This is a genomic window from Brevibacillus sp. MS2.2, assembly GCF_013284345.1.
Classification (GTDB): Bacteria; Bacillota; Bacilli; order Brevibacillales; family Brevibacillaceae; genus Brevibacillus; species Brevibacillus brevis_C.
This window is the reverse complement of sequence record NZ_JABSUZ010000022.1, coordinates 75,748-93,888: the sequence shown is the minus strand read 5'-3', so window position 1 is coordinate 93,888 and position 18,141 is coordinate 75,748. Positions and strand designations below refer to the sequence as shown.

The following is an 18,141-nucleotide window of genomic DNA, read 5'->3' as shown; positions in this document are numbered from 1 at the left end:
GTACGGACGAAAACCACAACAACCCGAAAAAGAAAGCAGCGATGCCCAAGGAAAAACGAAAAGACCCTCCTACGGGGTTTACCTTCATTTCTCCAAAAAAAGCAGTTGCCAGCATGATAATAAACAGGATCAAAAGGCGTTCTCGCATAGCTGCTCCTTTCGTACGGAAAAAGATCTCCTATTCTTATTTTACTAAGAATCGGAGATCTGCAAAGATAGAACACTTAAGCGTGCTTGTTTTCCAATCGCTTGGAGACGACTGACAACGCGTAGTTGACGACAAAGTACATCACTGCCACCATCAGGAAGGTCGGGATGACGTAGTTAACATTGCGTCCATTGATGATTTGCGCATGGTTCATCAGCTCTGGCAAAGCGATTACGACGGCCAGCGACGTATCCTTCAAGAGCGAAATGAATTGACTCACAATCGGCGGAACCATTCTTCTGAGAGCTTGTGGAAGAACAACATGCCACAGGGTCTGGACATAATTCAGACCAGAAGAACGTGCAGCTTCAATCTGTCCTTTTTCGACCGAATTTAAACCGCTTCGCACGATTTCCGACAACATTGCTGCTTCAAAAATAACCAATGCCAGAACAGCAGCCCAAAACTTGTCCAGCTTGATTCCCACTTCCGGGAGAGCAAAATACGTAAAGAAAATAATCAACAAGAGCGGCAAATTGCGAACCAGTTCTACGATTGTCCCGAGGACTTGTGAAACTCCAGGAATTTTTGCGTAACGTAAAACACCTACGATAATCGCAATGGAAAAGCTGAGGACAATTGACAAGAAAGCGACCTGCAAAGTGACCCAAAAGCCTTCGAGCAGGAAGGTCAAATGACTGGGCGCATAAGCTCCGATAAAGTCCATGATGTCCCCTCCTTCTTAGCGGCTTCCAGCCAAGCGTCGCTCCAAATAACTGACGAACGCGCTCAACGGAAGGGTCAGAATCAGATAGAAAACAGCTACAAAAATGTACACATCAAAGGTAACAAACGTATCAGCCGCGATCAGGTCTCCAAAGTACATCAGGTCAAGACCTGCAATCACACCTAATACCGAGGAGTTTTTTACGAGATTGATAAACTGGTTGCCCATTGGCGGGATAACGACCTTGATCGCTTGCGGCAAAATGATATAGCGCATCGTTTGTCCGTACGTCAATCCTGAGGAACGAGCAGCTTCTGTCTGTCCTTTTGGAATCGCCAGAATACCTGCGCGGATTGTCTCCGCGATAAATGCTGCCGTATACACTGTCAAGCCGAGCGTACCTGCGATGAAAGGCTCCAGCACGATACCCATTGCCGGTAAGCCCACAAAAAAGAGGAAAACAACGAGAATGAGCGGGATATTACGCACAAACTCAACGTAAGCCGTAGCGATCCACTTGAGTGGTCGAATCGGAGAAATCCGAAAGATCGCAAAGAGCGTCCCCAGTGCAAAGCTCCCGACGAGAGCAAGCAGGCTCGCCTGCAAGGTGTTCCAAAAGCCTTCGAGATACATATCCATGTGATCAAACAAGATAGAAAAATCGATCATCTCTTATGCGATCCCCCTTGTGTGCAAAATTCTGTTAGGAATATAAGGGAATGAGCGGCAGAGTGAACCGCTCATTCTTTATGGAGTCGAACCGCATTATTTTTTAGGTTTTGTTCCGATCCATTTTTCATAAATCTTGTCGTATTCACCGTTTTCTTTCATTTCTTTTAGCAGATCGTTCACGGTTTTCACGAATTCAGCGTCACCCTTGCTGATTGCAATACCGTATGGTTCTTCGGTGAAGGTCTCTTCTGTTACACGGTAGTTCGGATCTTGCTTCGCCATACCGTACAGGAGAGCGTTATCAGTTGTCAGCGCGTCACCTTGACCAGCTTTGAGTGCTGTGAAGGCTTCCGCGTAGTTTTCGAATTCCAGTACTTCTACATCAGGAGCGCTCGCTCTGATGTTTTTCGCAGAAGTAGAACCTTTTGCGGTCACGATTTTCATGCCTTTTTGCATGTCTTTCAGACCGTTGATTGAGCTATCCTTTTTCACCAAGAGAGATTGACCTGCCAGGAAGTACACGTCAGAGAAGTCTACTTCTTTTTTACGGTCTTCTGTAATGGTCATCGTTGCGATGATCGCGTCAATTTCTCCGTTTTTCAGCATCGGGATACGCGTTTTGGAGGTTACTTCCTTCAACTCGATTTTATTTTCGTCCCCGAGTACTTTCTTCGCAATTGCCTTCGCAATATCGATATCGAAGCCTTCTACATTTCCGGTTGCCGGGTCTTTCAAGCCGAACAAGTTCAGGTCGTACTTAACTCCGACTACGAATTTGTCTCTTTCTTTAATTTTTGCCAATGTGCCTGTACCTGCTGCTGGTGTACCTTTTGCGCCGCCTTCTGCTGTAGTACCCCCACCACAGCCTGCCAACGCCGTTGCGCTTAGCATAAGAACGAGACCCATACCTGCTACTTTTTTCCAAAGCTTGTTTGCTTTCATCTGAATTCCCCTTTTCTCTATCGTTTTCTTTTTTAGTGATTCAAAATCCGACTCAAGAACAAACGCGCACGTTCTTCACGCGGACTTGCGAAAAACTCCTCTGGTGTAGAATCTTCAAGAATCGTTCCCTGATCCATAAACACGATGCGATCTGCCACTTCCCGGGCAAAGCCCATTTCGTGCGTCACGACCACCATCGTCATACCTTCCTTCGCCAGCTTCTTCATGACGTCGAGCACTTCGCCGATCGTCTCGGGATCAAGTGCAGAGGTCGGTTCGTCAAACAACATGATTTTTGGTCGCATGGCCAGTCCGCGTGCGATCGCTACGCGTTGCTGTTGACCGCCAGATAGTTGCGTTGGGAACATTTCTGCCTTTTCCGGAATCCCTACCTTTTCTAAATAGTAGAGAGCGGTTTCTTCGGCTTCCTTCTGCGATACACCGAGTACCTTGGTTGGTGCCAGCGTAATGTTTTGCAATACGGTCTTGTGCGGGTATAGATTGAAGTGCTGGAACACCATGCCGATGTCCCGACGCAGCTTGTTGATATCGGTGTTTTTATCGTTCACTTTCACCCCGTCTACCACCAGTTCTCCACTTGTAACCGTTTCCAATCTGTTGATACAGCGAACCATCGTGCTTTTACCCGATCCTGACGGGCCGATGACCACGACGACTTCTCCCTGGTTGATATGCAGGTTGACGTTCTTGAGGACATGAAAACTTCCGTAATGTTTATTTACTTGATGAAAACTGATCAACCAGATTCCCCCTTGCTCTATGTCTTATTTTGTATACTAATGTCGAACTACTCAAAACTACTGAAAAAGACAAAGAAAAGTTTTTCTGTTTACAATTTTCTAATAACACACAATAAAAAAACGAAGTGAACCTACCAGGCAAATGAGAGCCAATATATCATGTAAGACCTGAATGGAGGCCGGCCTATGAAAGAGGAACATGTAAAGCCTTGGCTCATCCGGATGCGCCAAGGAGAGGAAGAAGCTTTTCAAGAAGTTTATCGAGCAACTCGTACGTACGCCTACAACCTGATCTATTTTCTTGCGCCGCACAAACAGGATGTAGACGACATGATGAGTGAAGTGTACGTAGAGTTGATTCGAAGCATCGACAGGTACGATGTAGAGCAGCCCTTTATCCCATGGTTCAACGGATTGATTGTGCGGCAGGTTCGCAACTGGAATCGAAGCATCTGGCGAAGATTCCGCCTGCTGGAGCGGGTAAAGGAAAAAGGCTACGAAGCACCTGTCGCAGGGATGGAGGATAAGCTGGGGGCTATCAGTGATGAGCTGGAGGTCATTCCCGCCGTAGAGAAATTATCCTTCAAGCTCAAGGAAATCGTCGTACTGCGTTACTATCAAAACTGTTCCTTGGAGGAAATTGCCGCAATTCTTCAAATCCCGCTTGGAACGGTGAAATCGAGACATCACTTGGCGATGAAAAAGTTGAGAGAGCATTTTGAGCAACGAATCAATCGTGAGGAGGCATCTTTTCATGTTCATTGAGAAAAAGTTGAGACAAGAGTATGAACAGGCAGCAGGGTGGCTACACATTAATCCTTCACTGGACAGCAAAATCGAACGAATTGCCAAAAGTGAGTTGGCTGGCAAATGGCGTTTGCATAAAGGCATGCGCTTTCGTCCAAAGCTGGTACATGTTGCAGCAGCATTCGCCCTCACGACTGGTTTTGGCTATGCCACACACAGCTTGTTGTACAAAATTGATGAAGGCTCTGTCCGTATGGAGGTTCAAGCACGGAAGGATTTTACATTGACGCAAATCACGCCTAAAGAAATACGACTGGAATTGGCAAACGTAGAGAACAAACTGGCAACAGGCGAGACCGCCCTCGTCTATTTCGCAGCGCTGGAAAAAGAGAAACACCCTCTCTTTCAACAAAACCCCATGATCGGCATAGAAAAGCCGGATGTCGTGAAAGATTGGAAAGCATGGACCACCGTCCTCAGTGAAGAAGCTTCTCTCTCACATGCCTTGCCACACGAGCTTCCTGACAGCTTTTTATTCCTTGAGGGTAAACAAGGTACCCCCTACGGTGTCATGATGGGCCAAGAAGGACAGCAGTGGCTGCATGAGCTTCAAGAAGAAAGCAAGGAAACAGGTAAAAAAGTCGTATGGAAAGTCGTTCCACAAGCAACTTCTCCTATCGAGGCGTATACGAGCCTGTATGAGAACGAGCAAAAAGAACGCATCTTTGTCACGGTAGAGAAATTCCCGAAAGAACAGCTAGATGTACAATTGAGCACGCCAGAAACAACGAAATACGACGCAGCAACTGTCAGCGGAAAAAAAGCGCATTACACGAAAAACGACCAGTTCTTGTTTAGCGAATCCGGTCAGTATCAAGAGCTGTCTTGGTTGGATCAAGATGGAGAGCAACCGATTATGTATCGGGTAGCTACCGATTCGCCAACCGTTTCTAAAGAAATGCTGCTCCAGGCTGCACAAGCAAGCCAGCAATAACAATACGAAAAGCCAGCCCTCTCTTGCTTTGTCTTCGCAAAAGAGGACTGGCTGCTTTTTTGTTGTCGTCAGAAGAGATTATCCCCGCAGGCGGTTCACCCAGAAGCCGCCCTTCAAATGTTTCGGCTCAAAAGAGATCACGAATGCTTTTGGTGCGATCTCATGAATGAGGTTCCACAGCTTTTTCTCGTTGCTGCGCTTCGTCAACACTTGCATCATGAGTCGATGTCCGTCGCGTCCCTCTGCTACCCAGGAAGTAACGCCAAAGCCGTGTTCTCGCAGCTTCGCAGGAACCTCCAAATCAACGGAATCCACAACAACTTGCAGTGTGACATAGCCCAAGGCCAAATACTCCTCGATCTTGCTCCCGATGAATACACCCATTCCCCAACCGATACAATAGGCTGCGAGATTGATCGGATTGTCCAGGTTGTCCAGTACAATCTCCAACCCTTTTAAGTACACGAATACTTCCACCATCGCCACTAGGGATGCCAACACCCGATAGCCCTTGATCACCATCAGTAGTCGCAGCGTAAAAAATGAAACGTACAAAATGTTGATCCCGATGATGATCAAAACAAACGCCAAGCCCATTGCTCTCCTACCCCCACCCAGACCGGGTACCATGATGATTTTGTAATCGTGATAATCATATTATTGAAGGTATTTTTATAACAGCGGTAAAATTCGGGTCTACAGGAAAAAATAAACAAACTAGTTCAATGCTCTTTCATGCGATGACTGATTTGTTTGGGCCTTGCGTGTATAATCCTTTTTATTTTGTAAAAAAGTAAGCTTGTTTCACATAGGAACTCTTACATACTGAGTATTTCTAAAGGAGAATAAAAAATGACTCGATTTTTAATCAAAGCTGCTGTTAACGGCATTATTGTTGTCGCTTGTTTATGGTGGTTTGCAAATACATCTTGGACTTCCGCTATTTTAACGGCGCTGGGCTTAAGCGTCATCGCTTACCTGATTGGAGATCAATTGATATTGCGCGCTACCAATAATATTACGGCTACAATTGCAGATGCCGTAATCGCTGGTTTTTATTTATGGATAGTTGCCAGATGGATGGATTGGCCACTAAGCTTTGGAGAGTTAATGATTACGGTAGCCCTTTTAGGTGTAGCAGAACTTGTGTACCATCGCTTTTTGGGGATTTACGACAACAATCGCATTAACAAGGAACCTGGAAAATAGCACCTGATTACCCTTTATGTGTATCTTCCGAAAAGGGGATATATCCATCCCCCTTTGCTAACCTTATCATTGGGTTACATCACAAAGTTAGGAGAACCCAAATGGATCTAAAAACTTTACTAAGTACCGGGAGGACACTAATGGGGATTTTATCAGGCAATCCACAAAATGAACCCATGCATTATGGCGAGGTATTTGGAGTATGGATGTATCTGGCAACGACAAAGGGCTTGCTTGCTAGTTATCAAACAGCGATCAACCATACTGGTGATCATGACCTGAAAAGCTTCCTCGAAGACATTACGCGAGGCATGAAACAAGAAGTAGAACAGCTTGAGGAATTACTCAAAGCCAACGGCATTGGATTACCTCCTACACCACCGGATCGCCCTGTAGCTAATTTGGAGAGCATTCCTGCCGGTGCTCGTATCAGCGACCCTGAAATTGCTACCGGTGTATCAAGGGACATTGCAGCCGGTCTGCTTACTTGCAGTCAAATAATGGCTCAATCCATCCGGGAAGACATCGGGATGCTGTTTGGTCAGTACCATGTTGCAAAAGCTCAATTTGGCCTCAGATTGCTGCGCATTTTAAAAGAAAAAGGCTGGTTAGTTCCGCCGCCCCTTCATATGCAAGCGCCAGAACTTGTCCATGCCTAAACTTGAGGATAAGCACTGCCTGATGGGTAGTGCTTGTCGTTTTTTATAAGACGTTCCTTTTTGTCGGTTAGCGGGTAGCTTGCTCGTACAATTTCCGCGCGAACTCCTCCATCAATTCTCGCTTGGCCAACAGCGCAAGCATCCGTTTGGGCAAACCCTCTACTCCGTAATAAGCACCTGCCAATTGACCGTAGACAGCTCCCGTCGTATCCGCATCATCTCCGAGATTTACCGCTAGGAACAAGCCTTCTTCAAAAGAACTACTGGAATAAAAAGCCCAAAGCGCCGCTTCAAGCGAATCGACGACATACCCTGATCCTTTGATCTCTTTTCTTGTTTTCTCTTTGTAGGAGCCATTCGCGACACGGGCGATATCAGGATCAAGCGGTTGCTTTTCCCATAGATCGGCTACAGGAGAGAACGAATCAACAAGCAACTCCTCTTTGGAAATACCCTGTAGAGCCCCAAGGAGCAATGCCCCGAAAAAACGACAGCCGTCTACTGCCTTTGCCGTCGCGTGTGTAGTACGAGAACTTTGCGCGCAGTAATCAATAGCGAGTTCCGGTTGATTGGCATAATAGAGCGCGACAGGTGCTAGCCTCATAATGGAGCCATTCCCTGCCGACATCGGATGGTCAGATCCGCTGAACGGATTTTTTGTCTGCTCAAAACGCCACAGCGCTTCTTTGGTAATATTCCCGATATCGAAGCAGTGATCCTTGCAGCTCATATAACCCTCTCGAAACCAGGCTACGTATCGGTTCATCTGATCAACTGGATCGAAGCCATTTTTCGTAATCAAGCTCTCAGCCAGACACAGCGCCATCGACGTATCATCCGTCCATTCCCCCGGCTTTAAATCGAATGGTCCTCCCCCGACCATTTCTGTAAGCGGCTCGAAGGTACCTGGTTTGCGAAATTCTATAGTAGTGCCGAGTGCATCTCCAATGGCCAACCCTAGCAAACTTCCCACATAGCGGTCACGCAGTTCCACACCTATCCACACCTTTTTTCCGAATTATCTGTTCACATTAGACAAAGCATCTGGCAATCACATTTTGACCGACATATTGCTCGTTCAATTCATCTGTCGCTACCTTTTCTTCTGTGCTCGCAAGCGTGATAATCTGCGGCAGAACCAGCTTGTAACGGTCCTCCATCACGGTTTCAAGAACGTATTGTTCCTCTTCGTCCCACAAAAGAATTCCTGCTAAAATTCTGGTCTCCACACAGATCCCCTCCATTTTTTTCTCTTTTGAATATGTACGAAAGACGGGTACAATGACCCGCCTTCTAGTGCCTTACGTAATTTGTAATGTGTATACTTACTGCTCTTTTTTCAGGCGTGCGTCCAGAACAAAGTTGCCGAATGGCAGTAATGAAGCGATAAATGCCCCGATTACTTTCAAGAAGGACCACTTATTGGTCATTGTAACATGTGCCAACGCCAAAATATACAGGACAAAAAACAATCCATGAAGCGATCCGGCAATTTTTACTGCAGCTGGATAATCCCAAAAATACTTAAGCGGCATAGCAATCCCGAGAAGTACCAAATACGAGATACCTTCGATCAGGCCGATGAGACGAAAGCGTCCGAGGGCAGAATTCATCATGTGCGGGTACCATCCTTGCCATTGAAATTACCACTATTATAAACGAAAAACTATCATAATGATGAAAATAGTCCAATGTTCATAATATATTCAAAATCAACGGCCCCAGGCTTCTTCTCGAATACGTTCCATCCAGCGCATTTCTGCGTGCAAATGCTCAATGGCACCGATCAGAATCGTTCGTGCTCCCCAGCTAAGCCTCTCTCTTTTTTCCTCCTGGATCGATTCCAATACTCCAGCTAATCGTCTTACCTCCTGGATGTTACCTTCCAAGGCCTCATCCATTTTCTGTGGGTCACCGTACGAAGCAAAAGTAAGAGCCGCGTAGATCGGATTGGTGAGCTGCATCGGTTTTTGCATTTCTTCCAAGAGAAGCTGTTGAAATTGCTCTTCGCCTTTTTGCGTGATCCCATACAACGTCTTTTCTGGGCGGCTAGTCTCACGAATGACTTCTTTGACCTCAATCATCCCGCTCTTTTCCAATTGGTCGAAAGCATAGTAGAGGGAGCCTTTGGCGTATTTCATGTAACAATCCATTCCTCTAGCCTTCACCTGCTGCTGAACCTCGTAGGGATGCTTCTCCCCTTCCATCAGCAATCCCAGAACAAGCAATTTTAGACTCATGACGATTCTCCTCTACCCGCGTTCCGGTTTCGGTGCGGAAGGCGATTTCCCCAGCGCCCGATCATTTCCCATCAGCAAAATGCACACGAGAGCAAGAACAGCAGGAACGAGCGCCCACATAAACGTATTCGCAATGGAAGAAGCGAGAATATCGATCATTTGATCCAAGACAGGTGCCGGAATGGATTCGCGAGCTTCTGGTGTCAAAATAGCTCGCGGGTCTGTAATGGCATTCGTCACCCCTTGACCCCCGAAGGCTGAGAACATGCCGTTTTCAAACGAATTACGTTGCAAGATACCAAACACGGTAATTCCCAATGTCATCCCCAATGAACGAGAAAAAGAGTTCGTCGAACTGGCCGATCCTCTTTGACGCATATCAAAGCCATGAATCGCTGAAATTCCCAAGGTGGAGAAAGAGAAACCCACACCAAACCCTGCAATCACCATATAAAGCGTAACGATCGAACGTGGAATATCAGGCGTCAGCGTACTCAAAAGGAAAATACCTGGTATGAAAAAGACTGCGGACAGAAGCATAATATTGCGGAAGCTGGTCTTCGTCGTCAAAAATCCGCCTAGCTGGCTACCAGCAACCGAGCCGAGCATCATCGGTGTCAACAGCAACCCTGCATTCGTCGCTGACCCGCCATATACCCCTTGGATAAAAATCGGCAGGTACACCGTAGCGATAATGAAAGCAGCTCCATACAACAGTGCAATCGCATTTGTCGCGGCAAATAACCGCTTCTTGAACATGGAGAACGAAATAATCGGATCAGATGCCCGCTTTTCGACAAATAGAAAAATCACAAACAACAAGAAAAAGGAAGAGAACAATCCAATAATCTGCATCGAATCCCACGCGTATTGATTGCCGCCCAGCTCCAGTGCAAACATCAGACTCACTACAGCACCGACCAGCGTAATCGCTCCCCACCAGTCAATGCTCTGCTTGCGGTATTCCAGAGACTCCTTGTAATACATCGAGATCAACCAGAGGGACACAGCACCAATCGGTACATTGATGTAAAAGATCCAATGCCAGCTGACATATTCGGTAATATACGCACCCAGCAAAGGTCCAAATACGCTGGACGTACCGAATACAGCCCCGAAAAGTCCCGTCATCTTTCCACGCTTCTCCGGCGGGAATACGTCAAAAATAATGGTGAAGGCAATCGGCATCAGCGCTCCGCCGCCAATCCCTTGAATCGCCCGATAAATGCTCAACTCAACGATGCTGTTTGCCGTCCCGCATAAAATGGACCCTAACAAAAATACAATGAGACCAAATACGTAAAAACGTTTTCGGCCATACATATCGGAGAGTTTACCGAAGATCGGCATCCCCGCCATCGTAGCGACCATGTACGCTGATGTCACCCAAACGAACTTATCCATGCCGCCCATCTCACCGACAATCGTAGCCATCGCTGTTGCAACAATGGTATTGTCCATGGAAGCCATCAGGAGACCAAGCAGTAGCCCCGCTACCACCATATTCACTTTACTTTCTCTTGCAATCATTGCTTCACCCTCCAGAGTGGTCAAATCAAAGTACTATACGTTATTATATTCAAATTTGACTACTTATCGAAAAAAACTGCTCCATTTCGCGGAGCAATTTTTCGCAATCGATTATCGTCCGAACGGTGACGGGCTGAATGGCGATGGCTGCTGGGCTTGATTGCCCTTCCACATCTTATACGCCGCTTCTGACATCGGCTCCACTGTCGGCTTAATCTCTCCGGTGAATGGATTCTTATCATAGGGCATGTTAAATGTCCGTGTCCCGTCGCTCTTACGCAGCAAAGAACCATCTGACAGCCTCACCCAACTACTTCCTGGTCCTCCATCGTCTACAACATAGAGGCCGTTATCATCCCAGGCCGGATACGTCGGTACGTTATTTACCGGAGGACGTGCCATCTGTTTCTTGACTGGTTTTGTTGCGGTTTTCGTCTTTTGTGTTTTCTTCTTCGGTGTGTTCGTTTTAGCAGTTGCTACCGCTTTTGTTTTTGGCTTTCCTTCGCTTTGTTTCTGCGCTGGTGCTGGTACGGGTGCTGACACAGCCACAGACTTTTCAACCGGATAGGCGGAAACGTTTGCGGCGCGCGGACCTTGATTGGCCAAATCCATAGCGGGCTTTGCAGTACCTGCTTTTTGCGAGAGAGATGCCGTTTTCGTATCCGTTCGTCCGTCTGTTTTTACCGCGTGAATCAGTGTCGGCCATAAATAGGCGTTGAAGCCTAGTAATGCGACCATCAAGGCAATACCTACGATTTTTTTCATAATAAGGACTCCTATGACTGAATGATTGTGGTAATAGAGCAATGACTTCTGGCCTATATCAAAAGTTTAGACGATTGGAAGAAAAAAGAAAACACCTTACATAAACAAACTCCTTCTCAGTTTGGTCTTGAGAAGGAGTTTGTTTTAAAGGAGTTTCATTTCAGAGCAGCTTCTTGCTCCTGGGAATGTTGTTTGATTAGTTCCATGGTATGATCAAGCAGGTTTTTGCCGCCCGTATTTCCATGTCCAGGTACAACGGTTTCGACCTGTGGATATTTTTCGATTACCTTCTGAACGGAGTCATCCCATTGTTCTACATTGGCATCTGCAAGATTTCCGAGGTCCTGAGCACCCAATGCTTTGACGAAGCATCCACCGAATAATATTTTGAATTGGGGAAGCCAAACAGTAATGTTATCTGTCGAATGCCCTTCCCCAGGATAATAGGCTTCTAAGATGGTGTGGCCTACCTTGATTACGGGCTTTTCATCAAGTGTCGGATTTGGCGAAGGATATCCATATTCTTTCGCTAATTTTGCCGTCAAACGTGTACTGCGTACATCTATTTTTTGATGGAGTAACGCACGGATACCTGAAATGCTGTCATCATGTGCATGTGTAATCAGCGCCAGAACAACGTCTTTAATTCCAATGCTTCTTGATCATCTGCAATAGCTCTTCCGTTTTTTGGGTGTCTCCCCATGCTGTATCAATCAGGACGACTCCTTTAGACGTAGAAACGATTAAGCCATTGTGGTCATAGGTTATGCCATTCCATTCATGATAGGATGTATGTAACCATACTTTGTCATTTACTTTTGTTAACACAATGCTTTTTCCTGTTTCAAACATCTAAGCGATATCCATATCGCGGAATCGTCGTGATTTGCTGCCCGTAGCGCCGAAGCTTTTTTCTTAATCGGTAGACGAGCGCATTGACTTCCACTCGTCCAACATCTGGGACATGGTCCTCGTGCAGCATTCGCTCTGGCCAGACTGTCAGCATAATTTCTTCAAAACTAACGGCCCTGTTCGCCTTTTGGTAGAGAAGCTTCAGCAAATCCATATCTTTTCCGGTCATATGCAGTCTACTCCCGTCGAGACGAACTTCTCTTCTCTCCAAATGAATCTCCAAACCTGGCAAAACCGACATGTTCTTTGGCTGCGTGAAAGGGAGCTCCACCGTATCATCCAGTCTATTGACCTCTCGTAAAAAGACGAGCTCTGCCACCCCTTTTGACAAGCTTATTTGATCCCCGTGACGAAGAATGTGAGAGGAATAATGAAGAGGCGTCCCGTTTACCTCTGTGCCATGCTTGCTTTCCAGATCGATAATCTTGTAATCGTTCCCGATCCTTTGAAAGGCTGCATGCATTCTCGAAATGTACGGACTGGAAAATGTGATGTCCAGTTGAAAACTAGTCCCCCTCCGCCCGATTGTACAGCGATCCTTGGTGAGATATTTGCGTGTGGAAAATTGGTTGGGGTCCCCTTTTTTTACGAGTAAGTACGCACCGTTGTCTATCATCCGGTGATCACCTCACTTGTTGATCTATTACGGTTTTGCAGCCGTCAGTGCGTCAACAGCAACCTTGGTCGCTTCAGCAATGAGCGCATCATCATAAGTAGCGTCCTGCTTATCTCTGCTAGACAGCACTGCAATGACAATGGGCTTTTTATTCGGTGGCCAGATGACACCTATATCGTTTCGCGTTCCGTAGCTTGCGGCTCCCGTCTTATCTCCCACCTTCCAGTCTTTGGGGACGCCCGCCCGAATCAGCTTGTCTCCCGTCGTGTTGCCTTTCAGCCACTCGATAAGAATCGTCTGCTTGTCTGACGACAGCACATCCCCTACCGTATAGGCTCTTAGGCTCGTTGCAAGTGCTTTCGGTGTGCTGGTATCGCGAATATCTTCTGGTTTAGCCTCATTCAATTCCGTCTCATAGCGCTCGGATGTCGTCACACTATCCCCAATCTGTCTCAGAGCTGATTCAAAGCCTTTAGGTCCACCCAATTCTTTGAACAACAGATTTCCCGCCGTGTTGTCACTATAGCGAACTGCGGCATCTGCAACCTCACGTAAAGTCATTCCGGTCGCTACGTGTTTTTCTGTGATGGGTGAATAAGTAACGAGATCGTCCTTGGTGTAGGTGATGACTTTGTCTAGCTCTTCCAAAGGTTTCTGATGCAAGACTGCACCTGCGGCTAAAGCCTTGTACGTAGAGGCAAAAGCGAATCGTTCATCTTCGCGATAAGCAACTGCCAAATCTGTTTCGGTGTCGATCGCATATACGCCGAGCCTCGCATTAAACTTCTTTTCCAGCGCAGCGAACTTTAGATCCATGGCAGATGCTTGTGTTTCCGTTTTTTGGACAGGTGCTTCTGGAGAAGAGCAACCAGTGAGTGTGAAAAGCGTGAGTAAAATCGTTTTCACTGTGAATCCGATTCGTTTAGAATAGTGAGCTTTCATAGATGACGAACCTCTTTCTGGGAAGATAACAGCTATAGATCACATCCGTAATATAATACTACATTTGTAATCAACTGATTTCACGATAATATTACACGCGTAATCCACTTGTGTCAATCTCCTGTTATGCAAGGAAAAGAGCTACATCCGTCCTTTCTTGAAAAAAAGACGCCCTTTCAAGAAAACTGGATAACCGTAAATGGGTTCTCCAACTCAGCTTGAAAGGGCGTGTTTTATTTTTTAGGATGATCAGTCGATGCTTGTTTCGCATCCAATATGGAACGCAGCTCCTGAATTTCCTCGTCCGATAAGGATTCCTTCTGGATGAACTGAACCAGCATCGATTTTAGAGCTCCGCTGTAAATCCGCTCCAGAAAGGACTGTGCCTCGGCGTGCTGGCATTCATTTTGTGAGTACAACGGATAAAACGTATAGACTCTTTGGTTTTGATTGACTCCAACGGCATTTTTTTGAACCAAACGATTCAAAAGAGTACGTACTGTTTTTGGGTTCCAATCCGTTTGACCTTCCAAGGAGGATATAATTTCGTTGGCCGTTAGCGGTGACTTTTCCCATAGCACATTCATCACTCGCCATTCCGCTTCTGAAATACTTGGCATGGATGTAGACATGAAGTCTCCCCCTTTCGATAATCATGACTGAAAGAACAAAGGCTAGTAAAGACCTTTCGCTTTCAAAATAGACAAGGTGATTTCTGCTGCTGCAGGTCCATTCGCGTCGTCTTCGCTTTGTATATTTGTAGCAAAGAAGTAGGTGCCTTCCTCGTTCTCTACATATCCGACAAACCAACCGTTCACATCTTTTTGATTGACGGTGCCCGTACCTGTTTTCCCGGAAAGAATCGAACCCGCCTTTTCCGATAAACGGATGGAGTCTTTCACCGTCAGGATATTGTCTTCTTGAAAGCCAAACTGGTTGGTATAGAACGCTTTTAATAATTGTACCTGCTCCACCGGAGAAATCTTCAAGGAAGATTCTATCCAATATTCGCCGATTCCACCAGATGTATTGGAATTCCCGTAGTTCAATTGTTCCAGAAAAGCTTGCGTCATATCCGGAGAGATGCTCTTATCCATCTCTTTAAAATACCAATTTGTGGAGTTTCGCATCGCTGTAAATAGATCTTGATCCCGGTTCCACTGCTCATAAGGATAGTGGATTCCATCCCATTTTAACAGGGAATCTTCTCTCGAAATCACACCGGCCTCCAAACCAAACAAGGAGAGAAAAATCTTGTAGGTCGAGTTCGGTGAAACTCGTTGTGTACTTCCTGCCTCGTTGTAAATTCGATACTGGTCGGCTTTCAAATTATATAAGACAAAACTGCCTTCAAAGCCACGGAAATAGTTGTCTAAATCCTCGTAAATGGTTCGATCATGTTGAAAATGATAGCGACTGCGATCGTCGGCTAATGCGGAACCAACAAGAACCTGACTGGCAACCAAGACACCCATCATGGAAAAAATGACGGTACTTTTCAATTGCAACAGCTTTGATTCTGCCTTGTGGGAAGCGATTTTCTCGATTCGTTTTTTAACTGCCTTCTTGGAACCGTTTAACTGATTCGCCAAAACGACATTTTCGACTCGACTTTCTTTATCCAAAAACTTAATGATGGTATGACCATATTCCTGATAATTTCGCTTGTCTAAAAGGTTCAGTACAGCTACATCACAAGCAATTTCACGGTCTACTCTCATTTCCCGAAAAGCCAGCCAAACCAATGGATGGAACCAATACAAAAGCTGATACACGACGGTCACATAGTTCGTGACGATATCATGGTTCTTTTGGTGCATGAGCTCATGTAAAAAGATATACTTTATTTCTCTGTTTGACAGCCACTCTTCAAAATGACTGGGAAGGACAACATACGTCGTAAAAACGCCAAACGTCATCGGAGATTTGACCTGCTTGGATTCTGCCAACACGATGTGCCGATTTATTTTTACATCCTTCTTGCATTGTTCAAATATATTGATGATTTCTTGATTGGTGATCACAGAAGCCGATCGCTTGATCTGCTGGATTTTTAACCAGGCTGATAACGTGATCGAAGCACAAACGATCATGCCGACTACCCATAGGCTGGCCAAAATCGTAGGAAAGGAGTCCGGTGTATAGCGACTTACCGACAACGTTAAATCCTGTACCCAATTCGCATTTTCAAACACAGGAGCTTGCGCAGCGAGCATCGAGCTGCCCGCTTCATTTCGCTGATTCATCCCTGAAGCAAACAGATTTCCAAAATCAAAAAAGGAATTCGGGATAAAAGCTGGCGTCAAAGCGACCAGCAAGAGAAACCACAAATTGTACTGCCATCTAGCCGACAGTTGAGAGCGAAATACTTTTCGAATCAAGAAAATAAGGGCGATCGTGCAGGAAGAAACGATCACGCTTACCACCACATGATTGACGAACATGCTACCTGTCTCCCTCCCTTCTTACATAGGGCAATCTAGATAAAAATAGAATCGATATCAATTCTCCAGAGCAACAGGAACGCTCTTCATTATGTCAAAAACAAGATCACGATACAAGCTATCATCGATTGGAAGGAAAAAGAAAACACCTTCTTGAAAATGGTAAGAAGGTGTTTCAGACCTGATTTAGTTCGTTTTCAAAACATCGTGATCAACGTAACGCTCGCCATTCAGTTCGCTGATGACATTGATTGCAACCTTGGCGCCATCACCAGATGTAATGATCGTATGTACGCTTACTCCTGCGCACGTACCTGCTGCCCAAATTCCTTCGATGTTCGTCTTCCCTTGTGCATCGACATCGACAACTGTTTTGATCCGTGGCTCTGTACCTTCTTTGGTTTTTACCCCAATCGCTTCTGCCAAAGTCACGAGCGCTCCAGTTGCAAGAATCACATGCTTAGCCTCGAAGCTGCCTTTTTCCGCTGTCTCTACGAGTAAGCCTTGCTCTGTTTTGGTAATGCTGCTTACTTGGTCGGCTACCAGCTCCGCACCGAATTTCGCTGCTTGCTTTTTACCGATTTCAATGAGGTCTGGGCCTGAGATTTCCATGATGCCGTAGTGATTTTCCATCCACGCGCGCTTGGTCATGCTTTTGTCATTATCAATCAGCAACGTCTTCTTACCTGCTTTTGCAGCAAACAACGCTGCACTTCCTCCTGCCGGGCCTGCTCCAATAATTACGATATCAAACAAAGAAATCTCTCCCTTCCAAAATAACTTTCACAACATAATTATATACTAAGTATGGTATTCAAGACAATATCTATTAACTAGTTTATCCAGTGATTTTTATTTAGCTTCGAACAAAATCTTCAAAAAGCAATTGATATAATCACAAATTTATATTACCTTATTAATTGGTAAATATTTGAAATAAGAGGATTAAAATGATTGATTTTATCAAAAAAGGAAAAAAGTTGTTTTTAACCTCTCTTGCCTCCATGATGCTATTCAGCACTGTTCTGACATCTAGTTTTGCTGCAGAGACTGATGTATTATCCAAATCATCCGTGAATGAAATGCTTCAATACGAATTTTCGAGTGAGGTCATGTCTGAAAACAAAGATGATCTTGAAAAATCACTTACCGATACTTTCGACAACCTAGACCTTGTTCTAAAAGGTATGAAATCCGATAGGGATCTTCAAGAAGCATTTTTAGAAAAGACTTCACTCGAAGATGACGTTAAAAGGGATCTGGAAGAGTATTTTTCCACCAGTCAAGATGATGAAAATGAGCTCAACAAATTGGTTAATGACGTAAAAGAGCAAATAGCTGAAAAGCATTCGGTATTGCCTGAAATAACGGAAACTCTACTATTGCAAAGTGGCTCAAGTTTTAGAAGCGAAGAAAAAGTTCAGCCTACCATATTACCCATTTTATTAAGATTTGCTCTTAAAGAAGCAGTTAAGAAAAAAATGGGGAAAAGGATACAAAAAATGGCTTATGATGAATTTGAAGAAAGAATAGAATCTGAAATATGGGCAGAAGTTGAAGCCTTGCACGAACAATATGATGGGGATATTGATTATGACGGGCCGGAGTCCAAAAGTGCTAGAAATGGCATTATCCAAGGAGAAAAAGTTTTCGATATTATTGACAAGAAAACGGGAAAAGACTTATTGAGGTTCCATATGAAAAGAGTAGATAGAGGTAAAAGCATTGACTTCCATTGGCATAAAAAAGATGATAATTTTAAGTGGCATCATGGTCAGACTCAAATTACGAGAAAAAATCAATTTCCAGAGTATTGGGGAGAAGATTAATGAA

The 18,141-nt window shown here is 45.2% G+C and carries 23 protein-coding genes and 1 pseudogene; 5 read left to right on the top strand and 19 right to left on the bottom strand.

Going from position 1 to position 18,141, the window contains the following annotated elements; all coding sequences use genetic code 11:
* The 5 genes and pseudogenes from HP568_RS29855 to HP568_RS19445 all read right to left on the bottom strand — a co-directional run.
* A pseudogene (locus HP568_RS29855) lies at positions 1-148 on the bottom strand (sensor histidine kinase); the annotation flags it as partial.
* A 76-nt stretch (positions 149-224) separates the two neighbouring features.
* Positions 225-875 (bottom strand): amino acid ABC transporter permease, encoded by a 651-nt coding sequence (locus tag HP568_RS19460; RefSeq protein ID WP_048031574.1) that lies wholly within the window; start codon positions 873-875, stop codon positions 225-227.
* A 15-nt stretch (positions 876-890) separates the two neighbouring features.
* Entirely contained in the window at positions 891-1,544 is a 654-nt protein-coding gene (locus HP568_RS19455; RefSeq protein WP_048031573.1) for an amino acid ABC transporter permease, read from the bottom strand.
* Between the two features lie 96 nt (positions 1,545-1,640).
* Positions 1,641-2,489, bottom strand: a complete 849-nt coding sequence (locus HP568_RS19450) for a transporter substrate-binding domain-containing protein (RefSeq protein ID WP_048031572.1) — start codon at positions 2,487-2,489, stop codon at positions 1,641-1,643.
* A gap of 32 nt (positions 2,490-2,521) precedes the next feature.
* Positions 2,522-3,250, bottom strand: a complete 729-nt coding sequence (locus HP568_RS19445) for an amino acid ABC transporter ATP-binding protein (protein ID WP_048031571.1) — start codon at positions 3,248-3,250, stop codon at positions 2,522-2,524.
* A 186-nt stretch (positions 3,251-3,436) separates the two neighbouring features.
* Here HP568_RS19445 and HP568_RS19440 point away from each other — a divergent pair, with 186 nt between their 5' ends.
* Together HP568_RS19440 and HP568_RS19435 are read left to right on the top strand one after the other, a co-directional pair.
* Complete coding sequence (locus HP568_RS19440; RefSeq protein WP_173629972.1) at positions 3,437-4,015, top strand: sigma-70 family RNA polymerase sigma factor; 579 nt, start codon at positions 3,437-3,439, stop codon at positions 4,013-4,015.
* The gene (locus tag HP568_RS19435) at positions 4,005-4,991 is read left to right on the top strand and encodes a TBP-associated factor 9 domain-containing protein (RefSeq protein WP_173629971.1); all 987 of its coding nucleotides are present in this window, start codon (positions 4,005-4,007) and stop codon (positions 4,989-4,991) included. Before HP568_RS19440 ends, HP568_RS19435 begins: the two co-directional genes overlap by 11 nt.
* Before the next feature lie 78 nt (positions 4,992-5,069).
* Here the strand turns inward: HP568_RS19435 and HP568_RS19430 are convergent, their stop codons facing one another.
* A complete protein-coding gene (locus tag HP568_RS19430; protein ID WP_048031568.1) occupies positions 5,070-5,588 on the bottom strand; it encodes a DUF2179 domain-containing protein in 519 nt (172 codons plus the stop codon).
* A gap of 255 nt (positions 5,589-5,843) precedes the next feature.
* Here HP568_RS19430 and HP568_RS19425 point away from each other — a divergent pair, with 255 nt between their 5' ends.
* Both HP568_RS19425 and HP568_RS19420 read left to right on the top strand, forming a co-directional pair.
* A complete protein-coding gene (locus HP568_RS19425) occupies positions 5,844-6,200 on the top strand; it encodes a DUF2512 family protein (RefSeq protein WP_048031567.1) in 357 nt (118 codons plus the stop codon).
* Positions 6,201-6,340: 140 nt separating this feature from the next.
* Positions 6,341-6,859 carry a DUF3231 family protein gene (locus tag HP568_RS19420; RefSeq protein WP_173629970.1) on the top strand — a complete coding sequence of 173 codons (519 nt, stop codon included), beginning with the start codon at positions 6,341-6,343 and terminating at the stop codon, positions 6,857-6,859.
* Positions 6,860-6,926: 67 nt separating this feature from the next.
* On the opposite strand, the gene HP568_RS19415 is transcribed toward HP568_RS19420, so the two are convergent.
* The 13 genes from HP568_RS19415 to HP568_RS19360 all read right to left on the bottom strand — a co-directional run bounded on the left by HP568_RS19415 (position 6,927) and on the right by HP568_RS19360 (position 17,064).
* Positions 6,927-7,853, bottom strand: a complete 927-nt coding sequence (locus HP568_RS19415) for an ADP-ribosylglycohydrolase family protein (protein ID WP_048031565.1) — start codon at positions 7,851-7,853, stop codon at positions 6,927-6,929.
* Positions 7,854-7,890: 37 nt separating this feature from the next.
* Entirely contained in the window at positions 7,891-8,088 is a 198-nt protein-coding gene (locus tag HP568_RS19410) for a hypothetical protein (protein WP_229087967.1), read from the bottom strand.
* Positions 8,089-8,184: 96 nt separating this feature from the next.
* Positions 8,185-8,475, bottom strand: a complete 291-nt coding sequence (locus HP568_RS19405) for a DUF3817 domain-containing protein (protein ID WP_007715976.1) — start codon at positions 8,473-8,475, stop codon at positions 8,185-8,187.
* A gap of 96 nt (positions 8,476-8,571) precedes the next feature.
* Entirely contained in the window at positions 8,572-9,099 is a 528-nt protein-coding gene (locus HP568_RS19400; RefSeq protein WP_173629969.1) for a PadR family transcriptional regulator, read from the bottom strand.
* Positions 9,100-9,111: 12 nt separating this feature from the next.
* Entirely contained in the window at positions 9,112-10,629 is a 1,518-nt protein-coding gene (locus HP568_RS19395; protein WP_173629968.1) for an MDR family MFS transporter, read from the bottom strand.
* A gap of 111 nt (positions 10,630-10,740) precedes the next feature.
* A complete protein-coding gene (locus HP568_RS19390; protein ID WP_173629967.1) occupies positions 10,741-11,394 on the bottom strand; it encodes a hypothetical protein in 654 nt (217 codons plus the stop codon).
* Between the two features lie 155 nt (positions 11,395-11,549).
* Positions 11,550-11,993, bottom strand: coding sequence for an MBL fold metallo-hydrolase (locus HP568_RS19385; RefSeq protein WP_309142229.1), 444 nt, complete (start codon positions 11,991-11,993; stop codon positions 11,550-11,552).
* A 43-nt stretch (positions 11,994-12,036) separates the two neighbouring features.
* Positions 12,037-12,222, bottom strand: coding sequence for an MBL fold metallo-hydrolase (locus HP568_RS29850; protein WP_254551354.1), 186 nt, complete (start codon positions 12,220-12,222; stop codon positions 12,037-12,039).
* A gap of 16 nt (positions 12,223-12,238) precedes the next feature.
* Complete coding sequence (locus HP568_RS19380; RefSeq protein ID WP_173629966.1) at positions 12,239-12,922, bottom strand: FHA domain-containing protein; 684 nt, start codon at positions 12,920-12,922, stop codon at positions 12,239-12,241.
* A 27-nt stretch (positions 12,923-12,949) separates the two neighbouring features.
* Positions 12,950-13,864, bottom strand: coding sequence for a BBI family class A beta-lactamase (blaBBI, locus tag HP568_RS19375; RefSeq protein ID WP_173629965.1), 915 nt, complete (start codon positions 13,862-13,864; stop codon positions 12,950-12,952).
* A 233-nt stretch (positions 13,865-14,097) separates the two neighbouring features.
* Complete coding sequence (gene blaI / locus HP568_RS19370) at positions 14,098-14,496, bottom strand: penicillinase repressor BlaI (RefSeq protein ID WP_048031557.1); 399 nt, start codon at positions 14,494-14,496, stop codon at positions 14,098-14,100.
* A gap of 42 nt (positions 14,497-14,538) precedes the next feature.
* The gene (locus HP568_RS19365) at positions 14,539-16,308 is read right to left on the bottom strand and encodes a BlaR1 family beta-lactam sensor/signal transducer (RefSeq protein WP_173629964.1); all 1,770 of its coding nucleotides are present in this window, start codon (positions 16,306-16,308) and stop codon (positions 14,539-14,541) included.
* A gap of 186 nt (positions 16,309-16,494) precedes the next feature.
* Positions 16,495-17,064: an FAD-dependent oxidoreductase gene (locus HP568_RS19360; RefSeq protein ID WP_048031555.1), complete on the bottom strand. Its 570-nt coding sequence runs from the start codon at positions 17,062-17,064 to the stop codon at positions 16,495-16,497.
* A 194-nt stretch (positions 17,065-17,258) separates the two neighbouring features.
* On the opposite strand from HP568_RS19360, the gene HP568_RS19355 reads away from it, so the two are divergent.
* Entirely contained in the window at positions 17,259-18,137 is an 879-nt protein-coding gene (locus HP568_RS19355; RefSeq protein WP_173629963.1) for a YpjP family protein, read from the top strand.
* Positions 18,138-18,141 lie beyond the last annotated feature (4 nt).